Annotated in this window: 15 protein-coding genes and 1 tRNA gene; 9 read left to right on the forward strand and 7 right to left on the reverse strand. The window is 66.3% G+C overall.

Annotated features, from left to right (window positions below; genetic code table 11):
- Window positions 1-11 precede the first annotated feature (11 nt).
- The 5 genes from HII28_RS13810 (at window position 12) to HII28_RS13830 (ending at window position 6252) form a co-directional block, all read left to right on the forward strand.
- The gene (locus HII28_RS13810) at window positions 12-689 is read left to right on the forward strand and encodes a thymidine kinase (protein ID WP_170026198.1); all 678 of its coding nucleotides are present in this window, start codon (window positions 12-14) and stop codon (window positions 687-689) included.
- 161 nt (window positions 690-850) lie between these two features.
- Window positions 851-2302, forward strand: coding sequence for a polysaccharide biosynthesis tyrosine autokinase (locus HII28_RS13815; RefSeq protein WP_170026199.1), 1452 nt, complete (start codon window positions 851-853; stop codon window positions 2300-2302).
- Window positions 2299-2910, forward strand: coding sequence for a low molecular weight phosphatase family protein (locus tag HII28_RS13820; protein ID WP_170026200.1), 612 nt, complete (start codon window positions 2299-2301; stop codon window positions 2908-2910). The genes HII28_RS13815 and HII28_RS13820 overlap by 4 nt, the downstream gene beginning before the upstream one ends.
- Window positions 2911-3004: 94 nt before the next feature.
- A complete protein-coding gene (locus tag HII28_RS13825; protein ID WP_346769336.1) occupies window positions 3005-4495 on the forward strand; it encodes a sugar transferase in 1491 nt (496 codons plus the stop codon).
- Window positions 4495-6252, forward strand: a complete 1758-nt coding sequence (locus HII28_RS13830) for an ABC transporter ATP-binding protein (protein WP_170026202.1) — start codon at window positions 4495-4497, stop codon at window positions 6250-6252. The genes HII28_RS13825 and HII28_RS13830 overlap by 1 nt, the downstream gene beginning before the upstream one ends.
- Window positions 6253-6268: 16 nt before the next feature.
- Here HII28_RS13830 and HII28_RS13835 read toward each other — a convergent pair whose 3' ends face one another.
- The 5 genes from HII28_RS13835 to galE are packed head-to-tail and all read right to left on the reverse strand — an operon-like array spanning window position 6269 to window position 12771.
- Window positions 6269-8236, reverse strand: coding sequence for a glycosyltransferase family 4 protein (locus HII28_RS13835; protein WP_170026203.1), 1968 nt, complete (start codon window positions 8234-8236; stop codon window positions 6269-6271).
- Window positions 8237-8240: 4 nt separating this feature from the next.
- On the reverse strand, window positions 8241-9305 hold the full coding sequence (locus tag HII28_RS13840; RefSeq protein WP_170026204.1) for a glycosyltransferase: 1065 nt from the start codon (window positions 9303-9305) through the stop codon (window positions 8241-8243).
- A 9-nt stretch (window positions 9306-9314) separates the two neighbouring features.
- Complete coding sequence (locus tag HII28_RS13845; protein WP_170026205.1) at window positions 9315-10490, reverse strand: hypothetical protein; 1176 nt, start codon at window positions 10488-10490, stop codon at window positions 9315-9317.
- Window positions 10487-11758 carry a glycosyltransferase gene (locus HII28_RS13850; RefSeq protein WP_170026206.1) on the reverse strand — a complete coding sequence of 424 codons (1272 nt, stop codon included), beginning with the start codon at window positions 11756-11758 and terminating at the stop codon, window positions 10487-10489. The genes HII28_RS13845 and HII28_RS13850 overlap by 4 nt, the downstream gene beginning before the upstream one ends.
- Entirely contained in the window at window positions 11758-12771 is a 1014-nt protein-coding gene (galE, locus tag HII28_RS13855) for a UDP-glucose 4-epimerase GalE (RefSeq protein ID WP_170026207.1), read from the reverse strand. The genes HII28_RS13850 and galE overlap by 1 nt, the downstream gene beginning before the upstream one ends.
- A 316-nt stretch (window positions 12772-13087) precedes the next feature.
- Between galE and HII28_RS13860 the strand changes: the two genes are divergently transcribed.
- From HII28_RS13860 to HII28_RS13875, 4 genes are all read left to right on the forward strand, one after another.
- Window positions 13088-13918 (forward strand): class I SAM-dependent methyltransferase, encoded by an 831-nt coding sequence (locus HII28_RS13860; RefSeq protein ID WP_205864939.1) that lies wholly within the window; start codon window positions 13088-13090, stop codon window positions 13916-13918.
- 73 nt (window positions 13919-13991) lie between these two features.
- Window positions 13992-15941: a DUF4012 domain-containing protein gene (locus HII28_RS13865; protein ID WP_170026208.1), complete on the forward strand. Its 1950-nt coding sequence runs from the start codon at window positions 13992-13994 to the stop codon at window positions 15939-15941.
- 58 nt (window positions 15942-15999) lie between these two features.
- The gene (locus tag HII28_RS13870) at window positions 16000-16554 is read left to right on the forward strand and encodes a hypothetical protein (RefSeq protein WP_170026209.1); all 555 of its coding nucleotides are present in this window, start codon (window positions 16000-16002) and stop codon (window positions 16552-16554) included.
- A 167-nt stretch (window positions 16555-16721) separates the two neighbouring features.
- Complete coding sequence (locus HII28_RS13875; protein ID WP_170026840.1) at window positions 16722-17726, forward strand: LLM class flavin-dependent oxidoreductase; 1005 nt, start codon at window positions 16722-16724, stop codon at window positions 17724-17726.
- Between the two features lie 299 nt (window positions 17727-18025).
- Here HII28_RS13875 and HII28_RS13880 read toward each other — a convergent pair.
- Both HII28_RS13880 and HII28_RS13885 read right to left on the reverse strand, forming a co-directional pair.
- Window positions 18026-18099 (reverse strand) — tRNA-Pro (locus tag HII28_RS13880).
- A gap of 153 nt (window positions 18100-18252) precedes the next feature.
- Window positions 18253-20583, reverse strand: coding sequence for a transglycosylase domain-containing protein (locus tag HII28_RS13885; RefSeq protein WP_170026210.1), 2331 nt, complete (start codon window positions 20581-20583; stop codon window positions 18253-18255).
- Window positions 20584-20589 lie beyond the last annotated feature (6 nt).

Raw genomic sequence — 20589 nt, forward strand, 5'->3', positions numbered from 1 at the left:
ACGATTGCGGGGTGGCGAAACTGTATTTCCGGTTCGGGGCGATGAACAGCGGCAAGAGCACGGCGCTCCTGCAGGCTGCCTACAACTACGAGGAGCGCGGGCACCGGGTGCTTCTGGCTAAGCCGGCCATCGACACGAAGGGCGACGCCGACATCGTGTCCCGACTGGGCGTGACTCGGGCGGTGGACTTCACGATCGCGCCGGATGCGGATCTGTACCACAGGTTCCAGATACACCGCGAGCGCACGCTATCGCGCTACGGTCGCGACGTGAGCTGCCTCCTCGTCGACGAGGCGCAGTTCCTCACCGAGGCGCAGGTCGACGACCTGTTGCGAATCGCCATTCTGGAAGATATTCCCGTACTGGCATACGGCATCCGCACCGACTTCCAGACGGTCGCCTTCCCCGGCAGCCGGCGCCTGCTCGAGGTCTCGCACAGCCTCGAGGAGCTGAAGACCATCTGCCGGTGCGGCCGCAAGGCCATCTTCAACGCCCGAACCATCAACGGCGTCTTCGTGTTCGACGGCGACCAGGTCGCCATCGAGGATGACACGGAGGTCGTCTACCAATCCCTGTGCGGCGCCTGCTACCTGCAGGAGAGCGGCGGCGTGCTCAACAACGGACGCCGGCACTGGCCGGTGAACGGAAGCTCGGCCTACGAATCCGAGCCGGATCCGGACTTCACGTAGACGGCGGGCGTGCGTGACGGCTCTCGCGGTCAGGGCCGGCCGGTCTGTGCCGCGTCGAGAAATCGCTGATCCGGCCCGCCGTTCGCCCCTCTTCGACCTGCCAGCCTCTGTCGTCCCGCACACCGCTGTGGCACCATGATTCCGGGGGAAGGGCGGCTTCCATGGAGTTGCGGGACTATCTACGCGTGCTGCGCAAGCAGTGGATTCTCATCGTCGCGCTCGTGCTGGTCGGTATCGTGGCGGCCGCCGGGTACTCGCTGCTGGTGACTCCGCAGTATCAGGCGTCGGCCAAGGTCTTCGTGTCGACGCAGGCGAGCGACAACGTCGCGGATCTCGTGCAGGGCAACTCGTTCACCCAGCAGCGGGTGCAGACCTACGCGGATCTGGTCAATACCCCGGTCGTCCTCGCGCCGGTCGCCGCACGCCTCGGCCTGAAGATGACGCCGGACGAACTCTCGACGCACATCTCGGCGTCCTCGCCCGTCAACACCACGATCATCGAGATCACGGCCACATCCACGAAGGCGAACCAGTCGGCCTGGATCGCGAACCAGACCGCGGCGAGTTTGGCCAAGACCGTGCAGACACTCGAGACCCCGAACAGCAAGGGTGCCGTCTCGCCGGTGAAGCTCACCAGGGTGCAGGTGGCGGACATCCCGGAATCCCCCGCGAGTCCCAAGGTCTGGCTCAACGTGCTGCTCGGCGCGCTCATCGGTCTGGCGGTCGGCGTGGCGATCGCGCTCATGCGCGAGACCCTTGACACCCGGGTGCGCAACGAACGCGACGTGCAGCAGATCACCGAAGCCCCGATCGTTGGCGGCATCGTCTACGACGGCAAGGCGGCATCGCGCCCGCTCATCGTGCAGGTCGACCCGCGCGGCGCCCGCGCCGAATCCTTCCGCACGCTGCGCACGAACCTCCAGTTCTTGGACGTCGGAGCGGATGCGCGCACCTTCGTCATCTCCTCATCCGTCGAGAACGAGGGCAAGACGACGACCGGCCTCAACCTGGCGATCGCGCTGTCCGATGCCGGCAACCGCGTCCTCGTCATCGACGCGGATCTGCGTCAGCCGCGCATCGCCCACTACCTCGGCATCGAGGGAGCGGTGGGCCTGACCGACGTGCTCATCGGCCGCGCAGAGCTCACGGATGTCGTGCAGCCGTGGGGAAAGACATCCCTCTCCGCGCTTCCCGCCGGCTCTGTACCGCCGAACCCCAGCGAGCTGCTCGGCTCGCAGGCGATGGCGAGCCTCATCCAGCGGGTGGAGGGCATGTACGACTACGTTCTGTTCGACTCCCCACCGCTTCTGCCGGTGACGGATGCCGCCGTGCTGGGCAAGACCGTCGGCAACACCCTTCTCGTGGTCGCCGCGAGCCGCACGCGCAAGGCGCAGCTGAAGGGATCCGTCTCCGCGCTGGCGAACGTGGGCGCTCGCCTTGCCGGCATCATCATCACGATGCTGCCCACCAAGGGTCCTGATGCCTACGGCTACGGCCTCTACGGATACAGCGGCTACGGCTACGGCTATTCGACCGAGGCGGCCGAGACTCCGGTCACGCCGGCGGCGAAGCAGCCTGGCGGCGATCGCTACGCCGGACGCCGCGAGCGATGACGGATCCGATCCGGCCGTTCCGCGTGCTCTTCGTGTGCGCGGGCAACACCTGTCGTTCGCCGATGGCGGCGCAACTGCTGCGCGCCCGCCTCGGAGTCGCGGCGGGTTTCGCGGTCGAGAGTGCCGGCATCCTCGCGGAGGTGGGTTCGCCGATGACCTCGGATGCGCGTGCCGCCATCGTCGGACGCGTCGCGGTTGTCGCGCCTCACCGTGCCCGGCAGCTGACCGTTCCGATGGTGGAAGCTGCCGACCTGGTGCTCGCCGCGACCCGGCAGATCCGCGCGGATACCGTCCGCAGCGTGCCGGCCGCCGTGCGGCGCACGTTCACGATCCTGGAGTTCGCACGGTTGGCCCAGCGGATGCCGGCAGATGCCGCTATCGCGCTCGACGAGGTGGTGGCATCCGTCGCCGCAGAGCGCACCGGGGCTGCAGACGCGGACGACGACATCGACGACCCGATGGGGCACGCCGCGAGCGAGTACAAGCGCGTCGCCGGAGTGCTGGATGACGCAGCGACCGTGATCGCAAGGCTGCTGGTGAGCGCCGCCCGACCGCGCTTGGCGGCGGCTCCCGATGTCGTCGCGCCGCCGGTTCCAGCGGGCGACTGATCGGCGAGACCCTAGAGGTCTACTGCCACTCGGGCTACTCTCGAACTCGGGCGTCGGTGCATTCGGGGAGTGCCGCGTCCATGGGGGATTCGTGGTGGATCACGCCGAAAGCGCGGCCGGCTGGCACAACGCACGTCCGCACAGAGAGGCCGGAGCCTGGCGGCCGTGGCCCGTTCGGTATGCGACGCGTCTCGCGGTGATCGACGTGATCGTGCTCGTCTGGGTCGTCTTCGGCGTGCAGATCGTCTGGTTCGGCTTCGCGACGAGCGACGTCGAACTCCGCGACTTCGGCCGCAGCGGACTGGTCATCAGCTACACGGTGATCTCGGTGCTCGTCATCGGCATCTGGATGCTCGCCCTGACCATCTACGGCACTCGCGGCTATCGGGAGATCGGCACGGGAAGCGGGGAGTACCGCCTGGTTGCGGATTCCACGGTGCGCGTCTTCGGATTGGTCGCGATCGTCGCCTTCCTGTTCCGCATCGACATCGCCCGCGGATACGTGCTGCTGGCCTTCCCGCTCGGACTCGTCTTCCTGCTGCTCGGACGCTGGCTGGCGCGGCAGTGGCTGACGGCGAAACGCGTTGCGGGTCACTACATGTCGCGAGTGGTCGTCGCCGGATCGCCGGCGAACGTGACCCACGTCGTGAACGAGCTCAGCCGATCCCCGCAGTCCGGATACCGCGTTGTCGGGGCCTGCATTCCGGGCGGCCTCAAGGATGCGGTCCAAGGCGCACCCGTACTCGGCGGCCTCGACGACGTCTCGCGATCCATGCGTCTCAGCGGTGCTGACACCGTCGTCATCGCCGGAGCCGACGACCTTTCGCCCGAGCAGGTGCGCGAGCTGAGCTGGAGCCTCGAACCGGGCCGCGAGCACCTCATCGTGGCGCCGAGTCTCATCGACGTCGGCGGCCCGCGCATCCACACGCGTCCCGTCGCGGGCCTCCCGCTGATGCACGTCGAGATGCCGCGCTACACGGGCGCCAAGCTCGTCGCCAAGCGCGCATTCGATATCGTCGGGTCGTTTTTGGCGATCTGCGTGCTGTCTCCTGTGATGATCGCGGTGGCGATCGCCGTGGCTTCCACCAGCAAAGGCGGGATCTTCTACGTTCAGCGGCGAGTGGGCTCGGGCGGCCGCGAGTTCCCCATGTTCAAGTTCCGCTCGATGGTCGACGGGGCGGATGCTTCTCTGCCGGCCCTTCTCAACGCGCAGGGCACGAGCGACAAGCCGCTGTTCAAAGTACAGAACGATCCGCGACTGACCCCGATCGGCGACTTCCTTCGCAAGTATTCGTTGGACGAGCTTCCTCAACTCTTCAACGTCTTCCTCGGACACATGAGTCTCGTGGGACCGCGCCCGCAACGCTCGACGGAAATGGCTCTGTATCACGGGCGCGACTACCGACGTCTGTTGCTCAAGCCCGGAATCAGCGGACTCTGGCAGGTGAGCGGACGCTCGGATGTCGCGTGGGAGGAGGCCATCCGAATGGACCTCTACTACGTCGAGAACTGGTCGCTGACCGGGGACGTCGTGATCCTGTGGCGGACGGCCCGCGCGGTCGTCGCGCGGTCTGGGGCGTATTGATGGCGGCCGACGCTGCCCAGGAGCACGGAGTCGTGCGCCGGTCACGGACTTTCGGTTCGCTGTCGTTCATTCAGTTGCTGCGCGGGACCCGGCCCTGGGTGCTCGCCGCGATCTTCGCCCTCAGCGCCGTCGGCGGCGTTTCCGAGGCCATCCTTCTGATCCTCATCGTGCAGGTCGGGACGGCGGCCGTCGGCGGTCAGACCAACGCCGTCCTGCAGAAGTTGAGCATCCTGCCTCCCGGGGTAGGACCGATGATCCTGACCGGGATCGTGATCGGCGTGATCACCATGGCGACGCAGCTGGGAGCTGTAGCGCTCAGCGTGCAAGAGGCCACGCGGCGCTCCATCAGGATGCGGAAGATGCTACTGCACAAGTACCTGCGGTCATCGGTCAGCGGGCAGGAGAGCCTCGAGCCTGGTGAGCTTCAGGAGCTCGCCTCCCAGGGAGTCACGCGGGCGGCGGACGGATTCGTCGTCGCGGCGACGGCGGGAGCGAATGCGACGAACCTGCTCATGCTCATCGTCGCAGCAGTGTTCGTCTCTCCGATCGCAGCGATCGCGCTCGTCGGCGTGGGAGTCATCCTGGCCGGACTGTTCATCCCGCTGTCCAAGGCGAGCGTGAAGCTCAACCGCGGTTGGGTGGGCGCCACAGCCACGTTCGCGAGCCGGGTGTCAGTGATCGCCCGACTCGGCGTCGAATCGAGGGTGTTCGGCGTGGACGACAGCGTCGAGCGATCCGTCGACGGTCAGCTGCACAGCATCACCTCGTCGTGGATCCGCGGAAAGCTCGTCAACAAGGGGTCTCCCGCCGTCTTCCGCATCACGATCCTGCTGGTCGCGTTCGCGGTGCTGGGCATCGTTCTCATCACGGCGCCTGCAGCCGTCGGAGCCGTCGCGGTCATCGCCCTCTTGCTCGTGCGGGCGCTGTCGTACGTGCAGGGACTGCAGCAGGACGCGCAGAGCATGCACGAACTGGCCGCGCATGCGGAACGCGTTCAAGCGCGCATCGCCGCGTTGCCGGATGACGACGTGCGGTGGGGCAGCGGGCACCTGACCGAGATCCGCGACATCGAACTCCAGTCCGTCTCGTTCGGATACGCGGGTCGCGTGCACCTGCACGGCGTCGAGTTCGTCGCCCATCGCGGTGAACTGATCGCCATCTCCGGATCGTCGGGGGGCGGCAAGTCCACCCTCTTGAAGGTGCTACTGCGCCTCGTCCAGCCGGTGCGGGGCAGCTATCACGTGAATGCCGAACAGGCCGAATCGTTGTCAGAGGACGACTGGTTCAGCCGTGTGGCGTACTTGCCTCAGGAGGTCAGGCTCGTTCCCGGAACCATCGCGGACAACGTCAGGTTCTTCAGGGAGGCGAGCGACGCCGAGGTCTCCACGGCGATCGAACGGGCAGCACTCGTCTTGGATCCGCTCGTCTTCGGAAACGGACCGGACAGCTGGGTGTCTGACGACGGACGCAATCTGTCCGGCGGTCAGCGACAGCGGATCGGGCTCGCACGGGCCCTTCTGAAGAGCCCTCAGTTGCTCGTGCTCGACGAGCCGACGAGTGCACTCGACCCGAGCACGGAGCTGTCCGTCGTGGAGACGATCCGATCCTTGAAACGCGACATGATCACCGTGCTGGTGACACACCAGCCATTGGTCGTCGACGCGGCGGACCGGGCGTACGAGATGCGGTCCGGAATCCTCACACTCAGCGAAGGCGCCGTACCCAGCGGCGGCGACGCGGGCAGGCTGGCTTCCTGAACGCTTCATGCACGGGCTAATCGTGCCCCGACGCGTCCCGCGCCGCCGAGTCGGTCAGGATGCGAACCATATCCGGTCCGTATGCTCTGGCAACGGCGTTGTCGTTCTCGCCCCCGAGCACGTTGTCGTTGAGCAGAGCGCCCTCACCGGTTCCGGGGATGCCGTGCAACGGAAGCGGCGTTCCCGTCAGCTGTCGGGCGTACAAGCCCGCCCCGACGAGGGTCGAGTGCAGCCAGATGTCGTCCTGGCGGGGGCAGGTCGTCAGGAACGGCTGAGCCGTGGAGGCCTTCGCCAGCGCGCGGAGGGCGGCCGGCGGGAAAAGGCATCCTGCCCCACCCGTTGGGAAGTTGAGCGGATCGAGGGTCGTGTCGAATCCGGGAGCCCACGAACGATACGGCTGGATCGCGCCGTCCCGCATCGCCACGCGATGAGTTCGGTGAGCGACGATCTCGTCCGTGCTGCGCTTTCGCTCGCGCTCGAGCGAGCTCAGCCAGGTGGACGGATAGAACAGGTCGTCGTCCGCCGTCACGAGGCATGACCATCCATCCCAGCCCTGCGTGTAGGGGAACCATTTCGCGTGCGGCCCGAGCGCCGACGGCACGGATGCCACTTCGAGTCCGCGGCGCATCAGGCGACGGAGCCCGGGTGTGATGCGGAAATCGGAGTCCGCGATCCACAGGATCATGCGTCGTGGTCGCACTTTGCCGGCTGCGATCGACTCCAACGCGAGATGCACGGTCCGGATTCGCGGGCCGTACGTCGCCATGGACACGTCCACACCGGAGTCCGGATCCGTGACAACTCGGCGTGAGAGCCGGTTGCGCATTCCGTAGTACGCGGAGCGACCGAGTGCCGGTACTGCAAGGCGGATCCGTCGAGGAAGGCCGCGCAGACGGCTCGCGGTTCCGGGTGCCGGCTGCGAGAACAACCCACCACGTCGCCTGACCTCGCGTGCCGACCGTCGATCGCGCTCGGCACGGTCGACCTCCTCACGCAGCACCGCGAGATAGCCGTCGCCCATCCCCTCGGCCGACAACGAGCTCACGTGTTCCTCGCGATGCTCGAGCAGTCGGTCGATCTCGTCAGGGTGTCCGACGACGGATTTCATCGCGGTGTGGAGTGCATCGATGCTCGCCTCATCCACCACCCGACCGCAGGGCCCGACGGCCTCAGGCAGTCCTCCACCGTTTGTGGTGATGACCGCACATCCGCTCGCGATCGCCTCCAGCGCCACGTTGCCGAAGGTCTCGTCCCAGCGCGAGGGGACCACCGCGACGGCGTGGGCGTTGAACGCCCCGGCGAGATCGTCCTGCGCCAACGGTCCGACCAAGTCGACGTGCTGGGAGATTCCGAGAGAATCGGCCAGACGCGTGAGCGCCTCGCGTTCCGGACCGCTTCCCACGATGGTGAGCTCCCCGAACCCGGTCTCGGTCCTGAGCCGTGCGAATGCCTCGATGAGCAGGTCGAAGCCCTTGACCCTGACCAGTCGTCCGGCCGCGATGATGCGCCACGGATCACGCTCGGCGGTCGGAATCGACACGCGGAACACGTCGCGTCGCACGCCGTTGTAAACGACCGTTGACGGGTAAGGAAGTCGCCCGGCCGTCGCATGACTGTTCGCGATGAGACTCGCGAATCGATGGGCGAAGTGGCGGATGCGTTCGCGCCGAGACGTCTCGTCCTCGAAGAACAGCCGCACCGCGACCACCCACGGTCGCCTGAAGAACAGCAACGGCCACGCCATCTTGACGCTCATACCGTTGTGGAAGTACACGTCGGCGCCGGCCACCAGCCGGAGGAGCAGTATCGGCGAGGGTCTGCGGATGACGCGGTACGGTCGGCGCACCCCGTCGTCCGGCACAATGGCCGTCACGAGGACGACGGAGTGGCCGCGCTTCACGAAGTGCCGCGCCAGAAGATCGGCCGTGGTCTCGACGCCTCCGACTGACGGGGCGAACGTCCACGACGAGATCAGGATCCGCATGTCTTCACCGCATCCCTGCTGAGCGAAGTGCCGCGAGCAGCGAGTCGGTGCTTGCCGACACGGTGAAGGCGGAGAGCCAGGGCGAGACGTCCGTCGCGCCGAGTGACATCGCGGACTCGACGGCGTCGGCCAGGTCCACGGCATCCGACGATCGGCTGAGGACACCAGTCAGCCCCGGCACGATGGCGTCCGCCACGCCGAATGCCGTCGAGGGTGCGACCGCCCTGAGCCCGGCCGAGGCGGCTTCGATGAGCACGTTGCCGAGTCCCTCGACTTTCGAGGGGAGGAGCACGATGTCGTCGGGGGAGCATCCGTCCCACCACGGTTCCACCCAGCCGGGGAACTCCGCGTGCACTCCAAGACGCCCGGCGGCTGCGCTGGTCTCCGCCATGAGCAGACCCGTCCCGAAGTAGGTGAGTCGCACCCGGTGTCCTCTCCGCATCAACTCCCGCGCGGTCTCGACCCCGCGAACAGGTTGTTTCTGGTCGGCGAGACGCATCGGGAGCACGAGATGGATGGTTCCCGACGTCGTGGGGACGCACGCCGAGCCCGTGCCTCCGGCGTCGTGCAGGACAGGGTTGGCCACGACCCGAATGCGGTCGGGACTGATCCCGTACCTGAGGAGGTCCACCCCGACGGCGTGCGAGACGGCGAGCCCCAAGTCGGCCCTCGGATACAGGGCGCGGGCGGCCAGCCGGCCGAGCGCTCCGGTCAGCGACCCCGCTGAGATGAGGCTCACGACGCTGTGCTCCGTGATCGCGACGACCGGGCGACGATGTGCGCGCACACCAAGGAGCGACGCGAGAAGGAAGACGTTCTGCCTGGTGAGGTGTGAGACGACCACGTCGGGTCGACGCGTCGTCACGAGACTGCGCAGTGCGCGGGCCCGTCGCAGCACGTGGCCGCCGACCATGCGATAGCGCGTGACCCGGCTGTCGAGCTCGCTCTCGCCCGGTGTCGACGTCGTCGTCGCGACGTCGACACGATGTCCGAGTTCCACGAGGCGTGACGCCCAACGACGAACGACCAGCTCGGCGCCGCCTCCGTGGAGGCCCTGTGCGACGAACATGACGTGCATTCAGGCTCCAGCCTGGATTCGCGCAGATGCCGGACCGAATAAAGCCGACGATGCAGGATCCTCGGATGCGCCCTCCCGCAGTTCCCGCCACTTCGGCAAAGTTCGCAGTGCGGTTCCGCAGATCAGGAGCGCCGCCGGCAGGAGAGGCGTCACGTGCCGAACCGCAGAGCCGTAGTCGGGTTCGAAGAGGGCCTGCACGCAGAGGAACGACACGAGGATCGCCGCGGCCCGCGCGACGGAGGTGATCGATCCGTGCGGTGCGCTGCTTTCGTCGACCCTGCGAAGTCGGGCGATCCCCACGTAGGTCGATCCCCAGATGACCGTGAGCACCAGGGTGATGATCCCGTAATAGAGCCCGCCACCGCTCAGCAGCAACGGAATCGGAACGAGCAGGAAGAACGCCGTGAGCACGTTGTTGAGCAGCCCGGACCACGGCTCAGCGAACGTCAGGATCGGCGTGATGATCGATTGGGCGTTGGGGTCGAGCGAGCGCGTGTCGTTGACCGATGATCGGTAGATATCCGGATCGGTGCCGTACACCACATAGATCGCGAGGCCGAGTGCGAGGACCGCCAGCACGATCGCCACCAGGATGAATCCCAGCGATCGCCGTTGGATCCGTACGACGCGGTACGCGACGAAGAGCAGCGCAACCGGCAGCCAGTACGAGCGGAACCATGCGGCGTATCCGAGCATCATCGCGACGATGACGAGATCGGCCCACCAGTGACGGGGCAGAAAGAGCACGGCCGCGACGATCGGAAGCACGCAGATGTCCTTCGTGTAGTACCCGAGGTACACCGCAGCGAAGACGAGTGAGGCGCATGCCACGAAGACGGTGAACACGCTGGGTTCGTTCCGCCGCACCCGCGCCCACACACCGAGCAGGATGACGAGGAACAGGCTGTAGCCGAGCATCCCGGCAAGGAGCGGATGCGCCGCGAGGTCCAGCTGCGCATACAGCCAGGCAACGTTGCCGAACGCCTTGTCACCGAATGCCGATCCCGTCCCCAGCGCGATGGAGTGGATGCGGTCGCCGTCGAACGAGAACTTCGCCGGAAGCAGCGACTGACGCATCGCCACGATCACGTAACCGGCCATCGCCGAGGCGAGAATCAGGAAGTCGCCGACCGTCGTCGCAGCCCGGCCCCGCGACGCGCGCTCCACGGTCGTCATCGCGCCGCTTCTCTCGACGTCGCCGACGACGTCGTGAGTTCCGGGCCGGACAGATCGCCGTAGATGACCCGAAGAGTGTTCGCTTGACGGGAATCGCTGTGCGAGTCGGCGAGGCGGCGGACGAACGCCATTGTGGCCTGTCGTTCGTCGTCGTCTTCGAGCCGGCGCCACAGTCCGACGATGTCCGCGGGCTGCCTGAAGAGAAGCGGGAGACCCTCGTCGCGAAGCGCTCCGATGTCGCGACCGATCATGGGCACGCCGAGAGAGGCCGCCTCGAGCACGGAGAGCGGGAACCCCTCCCAACGCGCCGTGTGCAGGTAGACCGATGCCTCTCGCAACACCTTCCCAGCATCGTCCCGACTCAACCAGCCGGTGATCTCGACGTTCGCGTCGGTGAGGTCCCGCGCGAAGTGCTCTTCACCGTCTCCGATCCAGACTGCTCGAACCTGAATCCCCGCGGCTCGCAGTTCCCGGATCGTCGCCGCGAAGAACGCAGGATCCTTCGCGTTGCACAGCCGCCCCGCGCCCACGATCACTGGTGGACCACTGGCAGGCTCGGCAGCTGAGGATGATGTCCCATGGCTTGCGTGGTCGAGCTCATCCTCGGTGTCGAAGGTGTGAGCCACATTCGGCACGACTCCGATCGGGGGATGACGGAACGGCCATGCGGACAGCCGCGCCTCATGCTGGCCGCACGCGACGACCATGGTCGTGTTGAACGAAAGGCTCCACTCCACGAGGCGGAAAAGCATCCGCGCCGGAGCGGGAAGGTCCTGACGTTGGAACGAGTAGCCGTGCGGTGTGTAGAGGATCGAGAGACGCTGCGACGGGCGCAGCGCCAGCCGAACGTAGAGACCCGCCCAACTCGAGTGCGCGTGCACGATGTTCGGGACGACCTGCGTGACCGCCGCTCGCACTGCCTTCAGCCGATCGACATGCCCGGACGGCAGCCGCTCATGCGACGAGAAGTGCCTGAGATCCACTTCGTCCACCGTCGTGTCGGCGTGCGTCGACCAGAGGAGGTGGTGCTCGAACTCAGGCGTGTTCGCGACGTAGCTGAGGACGGAGTTCTTCACCCCGGAGCCGAACGACTCGACGACGTGAAGGATGCGTCCCGGCGACACGGACCCGCCGCCGGAGGCATCGCACTCGGCCTTCGGGGAGAGTGAGACCGAAGTCGGCCCCGAGCTCGAAGGCTGAGCGGTCGTTGAGACCCTCATCGTGGTCTCCGCTTGGTCAACCATCGCGTCCTCGTCGAGCTTGCTCATCAGGTGGCCGATGCGAAAACGAGGTCGGGCAACGCCGCGCTACGGGCGTCGAACCATCGGAGCGAGTCCGCAATGCCGTCCGTGAGGGAGTACGCGGCGTTCCACCCCAGCAGTTCTCGTGCCTTGTCGCTGCGCGTGTATGCACCCGCGGAGTCTCCCGGCCTCCGCGGAGCATGCTCGACCGCCACCTCGTGGCTCACAACGGATTCGAACGCCCTGATCAGCTCGAGGACGGTGGTACCGCGACCCGTCCCCAGGTTGATCGCCGTCGTCGAATGATCGGCGACCGCGTCGTCGAAACGTTCGAGGGCGGCGACGTGCGCCTGCGCCAGATCCCACACGTGGACGTAGTCGCGGATGCCCGTGCCGTCTCTGGTGGGGTAATCCGTGCCCGTGACGATGAAAGGCAGGCCGTTGTCCGACCGGAGGATGAGTTTTCCCAGCGCGTGCGACGGGTAGGGAAGCTGGAGTCCTGTGCGCAGCCGAGGATCGGCACCGATCGGGTTGAAGTAGCGAAGGGACATCACGCGCAATGCGGATGCTGCCGAGATGTCCTCCAGCATTTCCTCGATAATCGCTTTCGTGCGGGCATAAGGGCTCAGCGGCTCGATCGAGGAGTTCTCGTCGACGGTGAAATCGTCATCCGGTCGATAGATGGATGCCGAGCTGCTGAAGACGAGCCGCGTGCAGCCGCAATCCAGGAGGGATTCGACGAGTCGCAGAGTCGATAGCACGTTCGCTTCGTAATAGAGAACGGGCTCCGCCACCGATTCGGGGACGACGATCAGGGCAGCGCAATGCACGACGGCATCGATGTCGGGATGTTCGGCGAATACGTTCCGAATCAGCGTCGCATCAGCGATATCGCCGTCGTAATGAATGCGACCTTCGACGAATTCGCGCCGCCCGGTCACGAAGCTGTCGAGGATGACGGGCACGTGTCCGGCGTCGAGGAGCGCGGAGGCGATCGTGCTGCCGATGAATCCTGCACCGCCCGTGATGAGCACCTTCACGATGAGGGGATCCCACCGATCGAGCGTGCTGAGACACGCGATCTCTGCGACATCCTCTGGCAGGCTCGCGCATCCCGAACCGCCACGAATCCGCAAGGCGACTGCCGCGATCGCAACACAATATCCACCGCTTACCCCCGACGACTAGCGGTCACTGCCAGGAATCCGGTCCACCTCACCCCGTGGTCGGATTCCTCAGGACGGTCCTGACGCTACCTGAAAGCCCGGGTTCTGTCAGCACCGGACACCCCCGTGACGGCGATCCCGCCGGTCGGGTCTGGACGGCGCTGAATCCCGTGGTGTTTGAATGGAGCACATGTCGGGGGGACGCAGTCGTAACTGGAGAATCGGTTCGGGTATCGCCTGGGTGAGCACGTCACTCGCGATCGTCGTCGTTGGTGTGCTGGTCTTCACGCGGCTGCCCGACAGAGCGAGGAAGTCGATCGACGGAGTCTTACGTTCGCTGGCGCGCCGAATCCCGGGTGCGAGGGCGATCCACCATCGCTACCTCGAATCGCGTAGCCGTCGTGACTTCTCGACCTCGGGTGACTACTGGGAGCGACGGTACGTCACGGGGGGAACATCGGGTGACGGGTCGTATGGGCAGCTCGCTCGGTTCAAGGCAGCGGTCTTGAATGATTTCGTGTCGGAACACCGCATTCGTGATGTTCTCGAATTGGGGGTCGGCGACGGCAACCAACTGGGGCTTGCCGAGTATCCGCAATATCGCGGACTGGACGTCAGCGCAGAAGCCATCCGAATGTGCCGGGCGCGCTTCGAAAACGATCGGACCAAGCAGTTCGGGCTTCTCGCCGATTTCGACGACCAGCCTGCGGAGCTGACACTCTCGCTCGACGTCGTGTACCACTTGGTGGAGGATGACGTATTCGACGCCCATATGCGACTCCTGTTCGGCGCAAGCACGCGTTACGTGGCCGTCTACGCTTCGAATTACGACTCTGTCGAATCGGCGATTCACGTCAGGCACCGAGAATTCACGCGTTGGGTCGGTGAGAACTGCCCGGAATGGGTCCTCGACCACCACCTCGCGAATCCGTACGCCTACGATCCTCGGGACCACAGCGGGTCGCTCGCCGACTTCTACTTCTATCGGCGTGCCGGCACCCAGTCATTGCAAGACAACTGACCACACCACCCACGCACTCGTGTTCCGCTGGGCTCTGGACCTCGCCCACCTCCGCGGTGTTTGAATAGACCACATGCCGGGGGGACGTAGGCATGAGCGCGCCGCGCGCAAGCGCGGCATCGGTGCGCTCATCGGATGGGTGATCGCCGGGTTCGTGGTGGCCGTCGTGTGTGCGGGCGTCTATGTCGGGATGCTCGCGCTCGACGCACGCGATCAGCTGCAGGCATCGGCGGGCGAGCTGGCGCGCGTGCAGTCGTCGTTGACGGCGAGCGATGCGGATCATGCGTTGACGACGGCGAAGGATGCCGCGAGCTCCGTCTCCGCATCAACGCACAGGGCGCAGAGCGACACGCACAACGCGGTGTGGCGCGCCGCGGAGCTCCTTCCGTTGCTTGGCGGCAATCTGGTGGCGATGCGGGAGGCATCGGATGTCGCGGTGGATGCCTCGGATCATGCCGTCGCCCCGCTCGCCACTCTCGCCGGCCATCTCACGCCAGCGGACTTCACGCCAAAGGGCGCACGAGTCGACACACCTGTCATCGGCTCAGCCGCCGGCACTCTCTCACTGGTGTCCGCGGCGCTGGGCAGGGCATCCTCCGACGCCGACGCGATCAAGGCGTCGGGCGCGATCGGCCCTGTCAGGGATGCGGTCGTGACGCTGCGCACTCAGCTGCACACGGCATCCGAGGAGGCGGATGCGGCCCACCGCGCCGCGAAGCTGCTCCCGGACATGCTCGGTGCAAGAGGCCCGCGAGACTACCTGCTGCTGTTCCAGAACAACGCTGAGACGCGATCGACGGGCGGGATTCCGGGCGCCCTCGCCGTCGTGCACGTCGACAACGGGCAGATCACGCTGACCAGGCAGGCGTCGGCCGCGGAGTTCGGAGGAGCGGCGGATGCCACGAGCATCCTTCCGAAGTCCACCGTGGCGCTCTACGGCGACCTTCCCGGCCGGTACATGCAGGACGTCACGCTTCCACCCCAGTTTGCACTCAGCGGCCAGCTGGCGCGCACGCTGTGGCAGCAAGCTACCGGCCAGCAGGTGGATGGGGTGATCTCCGTGGATCCCATCGCGCTGAGCTATCTGCTGAAGGCGACGGGGCCGGTCAGGGTGCCGACGGGCGAGACGCTCACCGCGCAGAATGCCGTGAAGGTGCTGCTCAGCGACAGCTACGCGAAGTATCCGGTCGCGCAGCAGGACGCGTTCTTCGCGGGTGCGGCGACCTCCGTGTTCCGTGCAGTCACGGGAGGATCTGCGAGTCCCAGCACGATGCTTTCGGCATTGGCCCGCGCGGCAGGTGAGGGGCGCATCCTGGTCTGGAGTGCGCATCAGAACGAGCAGTCGTCGATCGCCGAGACGTCCCTTGCAGGCAACCTGCCGACGAGTGATGACGGATCTCCGCGCTTCGGCGTGTACCTCAACGACGCGACCGGCGCGAAGATGGACTACTACCTTCGCGCAACGGTGGCGGTCGGGCGGGCCGTGTGCCGTGCAGACGGCAAGGCGACCCTGGCGGTCGCCGTCACGCTCACCAACACGGCTCCGAAGGATGCCGCCACTTCGCTCCCGGCATACGTCACCGGCGGTGGCGTGTTCGGGGTCGCGCCCGGCAATGTGGCCACGCAGATCGCCGTGTACGCGCCTCAGCGCGCAGCGTGGCTTGGCACGACCGTGGGCGGTGAGAATGTGACGGCCAAGGCAGCCGTTGACGGCGGTCGCGCGGTGTCCCGCTACACGATGCAGCTAGCGCCGGGGGAGAGCAAGACGGTGAGATTCGATTTTCTTGCGGATGCCGTCGGTACCCAGACATCGGCATCCGGAGTGGACAGGTCGTCCGGATCGAGCTCAGCCGCAATGGCCGTCGTTCCCCGTGAACTCGCGGGAAACGGGGTGGACCTCGGGGTCTTCTCGGGACGAAATGATGCGTCATCAGCAAAAGGGATCAGCGCCTTCGTGACGCCGTTGGTCCAAGGAATATCTCAGAAAGGGCTTTCGGTCGACTGCAACGCGGCTATACCCTGACGAGGTAGCAATCGAACGGGGCCGCTTCTGAGCCGGTCCTACTCGGGGGAGATGTTCGATGATTCGTAAAATATTCGCTGTAGCCGCGCTTGCCGTTCTCGGCATCTTCGCGGTTCCGCTCGCCGCCAACGCCGCTGGCTACGTGCCATCCGGTGCGTGCGGAGTGAGCGGCTCGCCCGTGCCGGGAGGCACAGTCACCATCACTTGCGCTGCCGGAACCTGGACCGACGGCGAGACCATCAGCATCACTGTCAGCGGGGACACCTCTGTCACCGCTGCCGCATTCCGCACGGCAGTCACGTCGGGGCCGTTCACGACGGTGGCGAGCGCAACAGGGGCGGACGCCGTGAACCTGGCTCTCCCGTCGAACGCGAGCGGCACCTACACCGTGACCTCGACCGGCACGGAGTCCGGCAACGTCGACGTGGAGACCTTCACCATCGTCGCGCCGGCCGCGGCGGTGTCAGGCACGACGAGCACCTCGGGCGAAGTGGCGGCCACAGGGTCGACCATCCCGATATTGATCATCTGGGTGGCCAGCGGCCTCGTGCTCCTCGGTGCCGCGATCGTGGTCGTGCGCCTGGTCGTGCGTCGCCAGCGGATCAACTCCTGACGGCAAGCGTGCTGAACGGCGGATGGCGACCATCCGCCGTTCGGTTGCGTCGAAGCATCCGCTGTCCCGCCCGGCGGATGATCGGCCGGAGCGGCCTTCTGGAACGCGGCCGTTGCGGCGCCTGGGAACATCCGCCGCGCTCGTCGGTTGAACACTGAGTGACCGATCTGCGCAAGGTTCCCCTGAACGTGCTCGACCTCGCCACGCGCGGGGCGGGCGCAAGCAACGCGGATGCCGTGGCCGGCAGCATCCGACTGGCGCAAGTCGCCGAGTCGCTCGGCTTCCGCCGCTTCTGGGTGGCGGAACACCACGGAATGCCCGCCGTCGCCTCGAGTGCCCCTGCGGTTCTGATCGCGGGGATCGCGGCCAGAACCGAACGCATCCGCGTCGGCAGCGGGGGAGTGATGCTGCCGAACCACGCACCGCTCGTCGTGGCTGAGCAGTTCGGCACGCTCCGCGCGCTGTACGGCGACCGCATCGACCTCGGCATCGGACGCGCACCGGGCACCGACCCTGCGACCGCTGCGGCCCTGCGACGCTCTCAGGATGCCCTGGGCGCCGAAGACTTCCCGCAGCAGCTCCTGGACCTGCTCGGCTTCTTCACCGGGGGCTTCAGCCCGAACGATCCGCTGGCCGGGCTGCGCGCAGTGCCCGGTCTGGGGGATCAGCCAGAGGTGTGGCTGCTCGGATCCAGCGGATACAGCGCCCAGGTCGCTGCGGCGCTCGGCCTCCCGTTCGCCTTCGCACACCACTTCGCAGGAGAGCACACCGAGGATGCGCTGCTTCTCTACCGGGACCGCTTCCAGCCCAGCGAATCCCTCGAGCGGCCGCACGCCATGATCGCCGTCACGGTGCTCGCGAACGAGGATCCGAACGAGGTACGACGGCAGTCGCTGCCCGCTGCGATCTCGTTCCTGCAGATGCGCCGCGGACAGAAGCCGGAGCCGGTGTCGGTGGAGGAGGCATCCGCGTACGAATTCAGTCAGCTCGAGCTGGACTTCATCGCGGAGCGCAACGCACGTCAGGCGTTCGGTACGCCCGACGTCGTGCGCGACAGACTCGCATCCCTGCTCGCTTCGACCGAAGCCGACGAGCTCATGATCGCCTCCGGCGCAGCAGAAGCAGATGCCCGAGCCCACTCCCTGGAGCTCGTCGCGGAACTCTTCGCCTGACCGCCCTCCCGAGGGTGCCCGTTCCTCCGCCCGAGCGTGCCCGTTCCTCATCCCGAGGGTGCCCGTTTCTCCTCCCGAGGGTGCGCGTTTCTCCTCCCGAGGGTGTCCGCGACCGCTGCACATTGCAGAAGACCAGGTCTTTAGACGGGGTCCTTCTGCGAACCACCTCGGGGCGCGCCCCGACGTCCCTCGGCACGCCGTAAAGCGACGTGCCGAGCCTCCGACGGCGGGGACCCCGCCTGACAAGTACGAGATACAGAAGAAGGACCGGTCAATCGACCGGTCCTTCTTCTATAACGTCGGGGTGACAGGATTTGAACCTGCGGCCTCTTCGTCCCGAACGAAGCGCGCTACCAAGCTGCGCCACACCCCGATGGCCCCGAAAGGCCTTCATAAGGATACACGGTGTCAGGGCGCCCTCATGACCACGGGCCCCGACGGATGCCCGAGGCGCGAACGCTCGGAATCAGCTCGAGGAAGCGATACGGGGCCCGCGACTCGATCAGAGGATTCTGGCCGTGACAACTCACCCCTGGCCGCCTCCGCCTCCGCCTCCGGGTCCGCCACCGTTACCGTTCCCGCCTCCGGGGGTCTGCCCAGGTGGATTCGGCCCGTTCCCGGGAGCCGGATTACTCGGGGTAGTGGTCTTCGGCGTCGACGGCGGCTTCGGAGCACCGCCCGCGCCGTAGATGAGCTTGTTGTCGGGTGCCGGGAAGGCGGCTCCACCGTAGACGGAGTCGAGGGCGCTCTGGATCTGTTTCACCACGTTGAACTTGACGTTGTTGCCCTGGACCCCGTTGAAGAAATAGTGGTGGAAATCGAGGGTCAGCGGACTCGTGATGAGTCCGATCCAGGTCGCCTGCGCCACCTTGCTCGTCGAGGTGACCAGCCAGTTCTCGTGCGCGTAGTCCGTCGTTCCGGTCTTGCCCATGATCGGGACGCCGTCATTGGGGTTCGCGCCGGTCGCAGTGCCGGCGGTGAGAACGTGCTGGAGGGCCCAGGTCACGGTCGCGGCGATGTTCTCCGGAATGGCCTGCGTGCACGTCGTCTTCGGTACAGGGAGTTCCTTGCCTGACGAATCCACGACCTTGTCGATCGCGATCGGAGTGCAGGTGCGGCCGCCGTTCGCGATGCCCGCGTACGCGGTCGCCATCGAGAGCGGCGAGATGTAATTGGTGCCGATCACCATGGGCGGGTTGATGACCCACGGATTGCCATCCGGCGACGGGGCCGGGTTGGCCGAGTGTGCTCCGAGGGCATTCGCGGCATTCGAGATGTTGCAGAGGTTGAGCTTGGTGGCCATCATGGCGAACGCCGTGTTCACGGATGCCTCCGTCGCCTGCAGCACAGACATCGTGCCGCCTTCCGACGACTCGTCGTTGGCGACGTTCCAGGTGACTCCGTTGAACCCGTCGCCGCAGGTCGCGAAGGAATTCTCGTTGTACGTGTGCACGTTCGCATTGACGCTCTCGTAGAGCGAATGCCCCGCCTCGAGCCACGCGACGAGGTCGAATGCCTTGAAGGACGACCCGGTCTGGAATCCGTTCGACCCGCCGTAGGCGTAATCGGTCGTGTAGTTGATCGCGGTCGTGCCGGGGTCTGGGCTGCCGCTGTCGTCGAACTGCTTGTTCTCGACCATCGTGACGACTCGCCCTGTACCCACCTCCATCGACACGTTCGCGCCGCCGAGATCGAGGCTGTAGGTGGGTGGGATGTATCCGCTGAGCGCCGCCTGCGCTGTGTTCTGCAGATCGAGGTTGAGCGACGTGTAGACCTGGAGTCCGCCCTGCTGGAAGAGCTGCTGGCGCTGTTCGGACGTCTTGCCGAACACGGGGTCGGACTGCATGATGATCCGCACGTAGTCGCAGAAGAAGCCGGCGTCCGAAGCCACGGCGCTCTGGCATCCGGACGGCTTCGGGGTGATGTGCGGCTCGATCTTGGTGGCGACCGCCTGCGTGTATTCGGCCTTCGTGATCGTGTGGGCGACGAGCATCCGCTTCAGCACGTAGTTGCGCCGCTCCAACGTCGCGGGGAAACCCTTGGCCGAGACGTTGTCCGTAGATGTCGCCTGGTCGTCGATGCGCAGGTTGTTCGGGTTGTTCAAGATGGCGATCAGCGTCGCGGCCTGCGGCAGGTTGAGGTTCTTCGCGTCGATGCCGAAGTAGTACTGCGCGGCGGCCTGCACGCCGTACACGCGACCGCCGAACCCCACGATGTTGAGGTAGCTGAGGAGGATCTGATCCTTGCTGTACCGCTTGTCGAGCCCGATGGCGTAGCGGATCTCCTGCATCTTGCGTTGAATGGTGACGCCGGTGGCGTCGTTGTAGCAGGCCTCGAACTTGGTCTGCTGCTTCTTCTGCACGTCAGCGCTCGCGTCGGGATCGACCGCGTCGTTCTGCTCGCAGCGCTGCACGAGGATGTTCTTCACGTACTGCTGCGTGATGGAGGATCCACCCTGCACGTTGTTGCCTGCGGCTGTGGACAATGCGCCGCGCACCGTGCCGACCAGGTCGATGCCGCCCTCGCTGTAGAACCGCGGGTCTTCCGTTGAGACGGCGGCGTCCTTGACGGACTGGGAGATGGCATCCCACGCGACGTCTTCGCGGTTCTGTGCGTAGAACGTCGCGATGGGGACGGCCTGGCCGCCCTTCTGCGCGTAGAACGTGGTCGTCTGGTCGAGGGGCTGGGGCGCGAGGTAGTCGGGCAGCCCGTCGAACGCGCCAGTCGCATCGCTCACCGCGAGGGAGGCGACGGCGGCCGCAGGTGTGACCGCGCTGACGACCAGAACGCCGGCAACGGCGCTCATGGCGATGAACCCGACGAGTGCCCCCCAGGCCTGCACAGCTGATCTCACCATCCGAGG

Origin of the sequence: Planctomonas sp. JC2975 (assembly GCF_012985205.1) — a bacterium.
GTDB lineage: Bacteria > Actinomycetota > Actinomycetes > Actinomycetales > Microbacteriaceae > Humibacter.

Excerpts from the sequence above, each read along its gene's own strand:
- HII28_RS13865 (WP_170026208.1), top strand. The coding sequence starts at position 13,992 with ATGCCGGGGGGACGTAGGCATGAGCGCGCCGCGCGCAAGCGCGGCATC.
- HII28_RS13840 (WP_170026204.1), bottom strand. The coding sequence starts at position 9,305 with ATGTTCGTCGCACAGGGCCTCCACGGAGGCGGCGCCGAGCTGGTCGTT.
- HII28_RS13835 (WP_170026203.1), bottom strand. The coding sequence starts at position 8,236 with ATGCGGATCCTGATCTCGTCGTGGACGTTCGCCCCGTCAGTCGGAGGC.
- HII28_RS13815 (WP_170026199.1), top strand. The coding sequence starts at position 851 with ATGGAGTTGCGGGACTATCTACGCGTGCTGCGCAAGCAGTGGATTCTC.
- HII28_RS13850 (WP_170026206.1), bottom strand. The coding sequence starts at position 11,758 with ATGAGCAAGCTCGACGAGGACGCGATGGTTGACCAAGCGGAGACCACG.
- HII28_RS13845 (WP_170026205.1), bottom strand. The coding sequence starts at position 10,490 with ATGACGACCGTGGAGCGCGCGTCGCGGGGCCGGGCTGCGACGACGGTC.
- HII28_RS13885 (WP_170026210.1), bottom strand. The coding sequence starts at position 20,583 with ATGGTGAGATCAGCTGTGCAGGCCTGGGGGGCACTCGTCGGGTTCATC.
- HII28_RS13860 (WP_205864939.1), top strand. The coding sequence starts at position 13,088 with ATGTCGGGGGGACGCAGTCGTAACTGGAGAATCGGTTCGGGTATCGCC.
- HII28_RS13870 (WP_170026209.1), top strand. The coding sequence starts at position 16,000 with ATGATTCGTAAAATATTCGCTGTAGCCGCGCTTGCCGTTCTCGGCATC.
- HII28_RS13830 (WP_170026202.1), top strand. The coding sequence starts at position 4,495 with ATGGCGGCCGACGCTGCCCAGGAGCACGGAGTCGTGCGCCGGTCACGG.
- HII28_RS13820 (WP_170026200.1), top strand. The coding sequence starts at position 2,299 with ATGACGGATCCGATCCGGCCGTTCCGCGTGCTCTTCGTGTGCGCGGGC.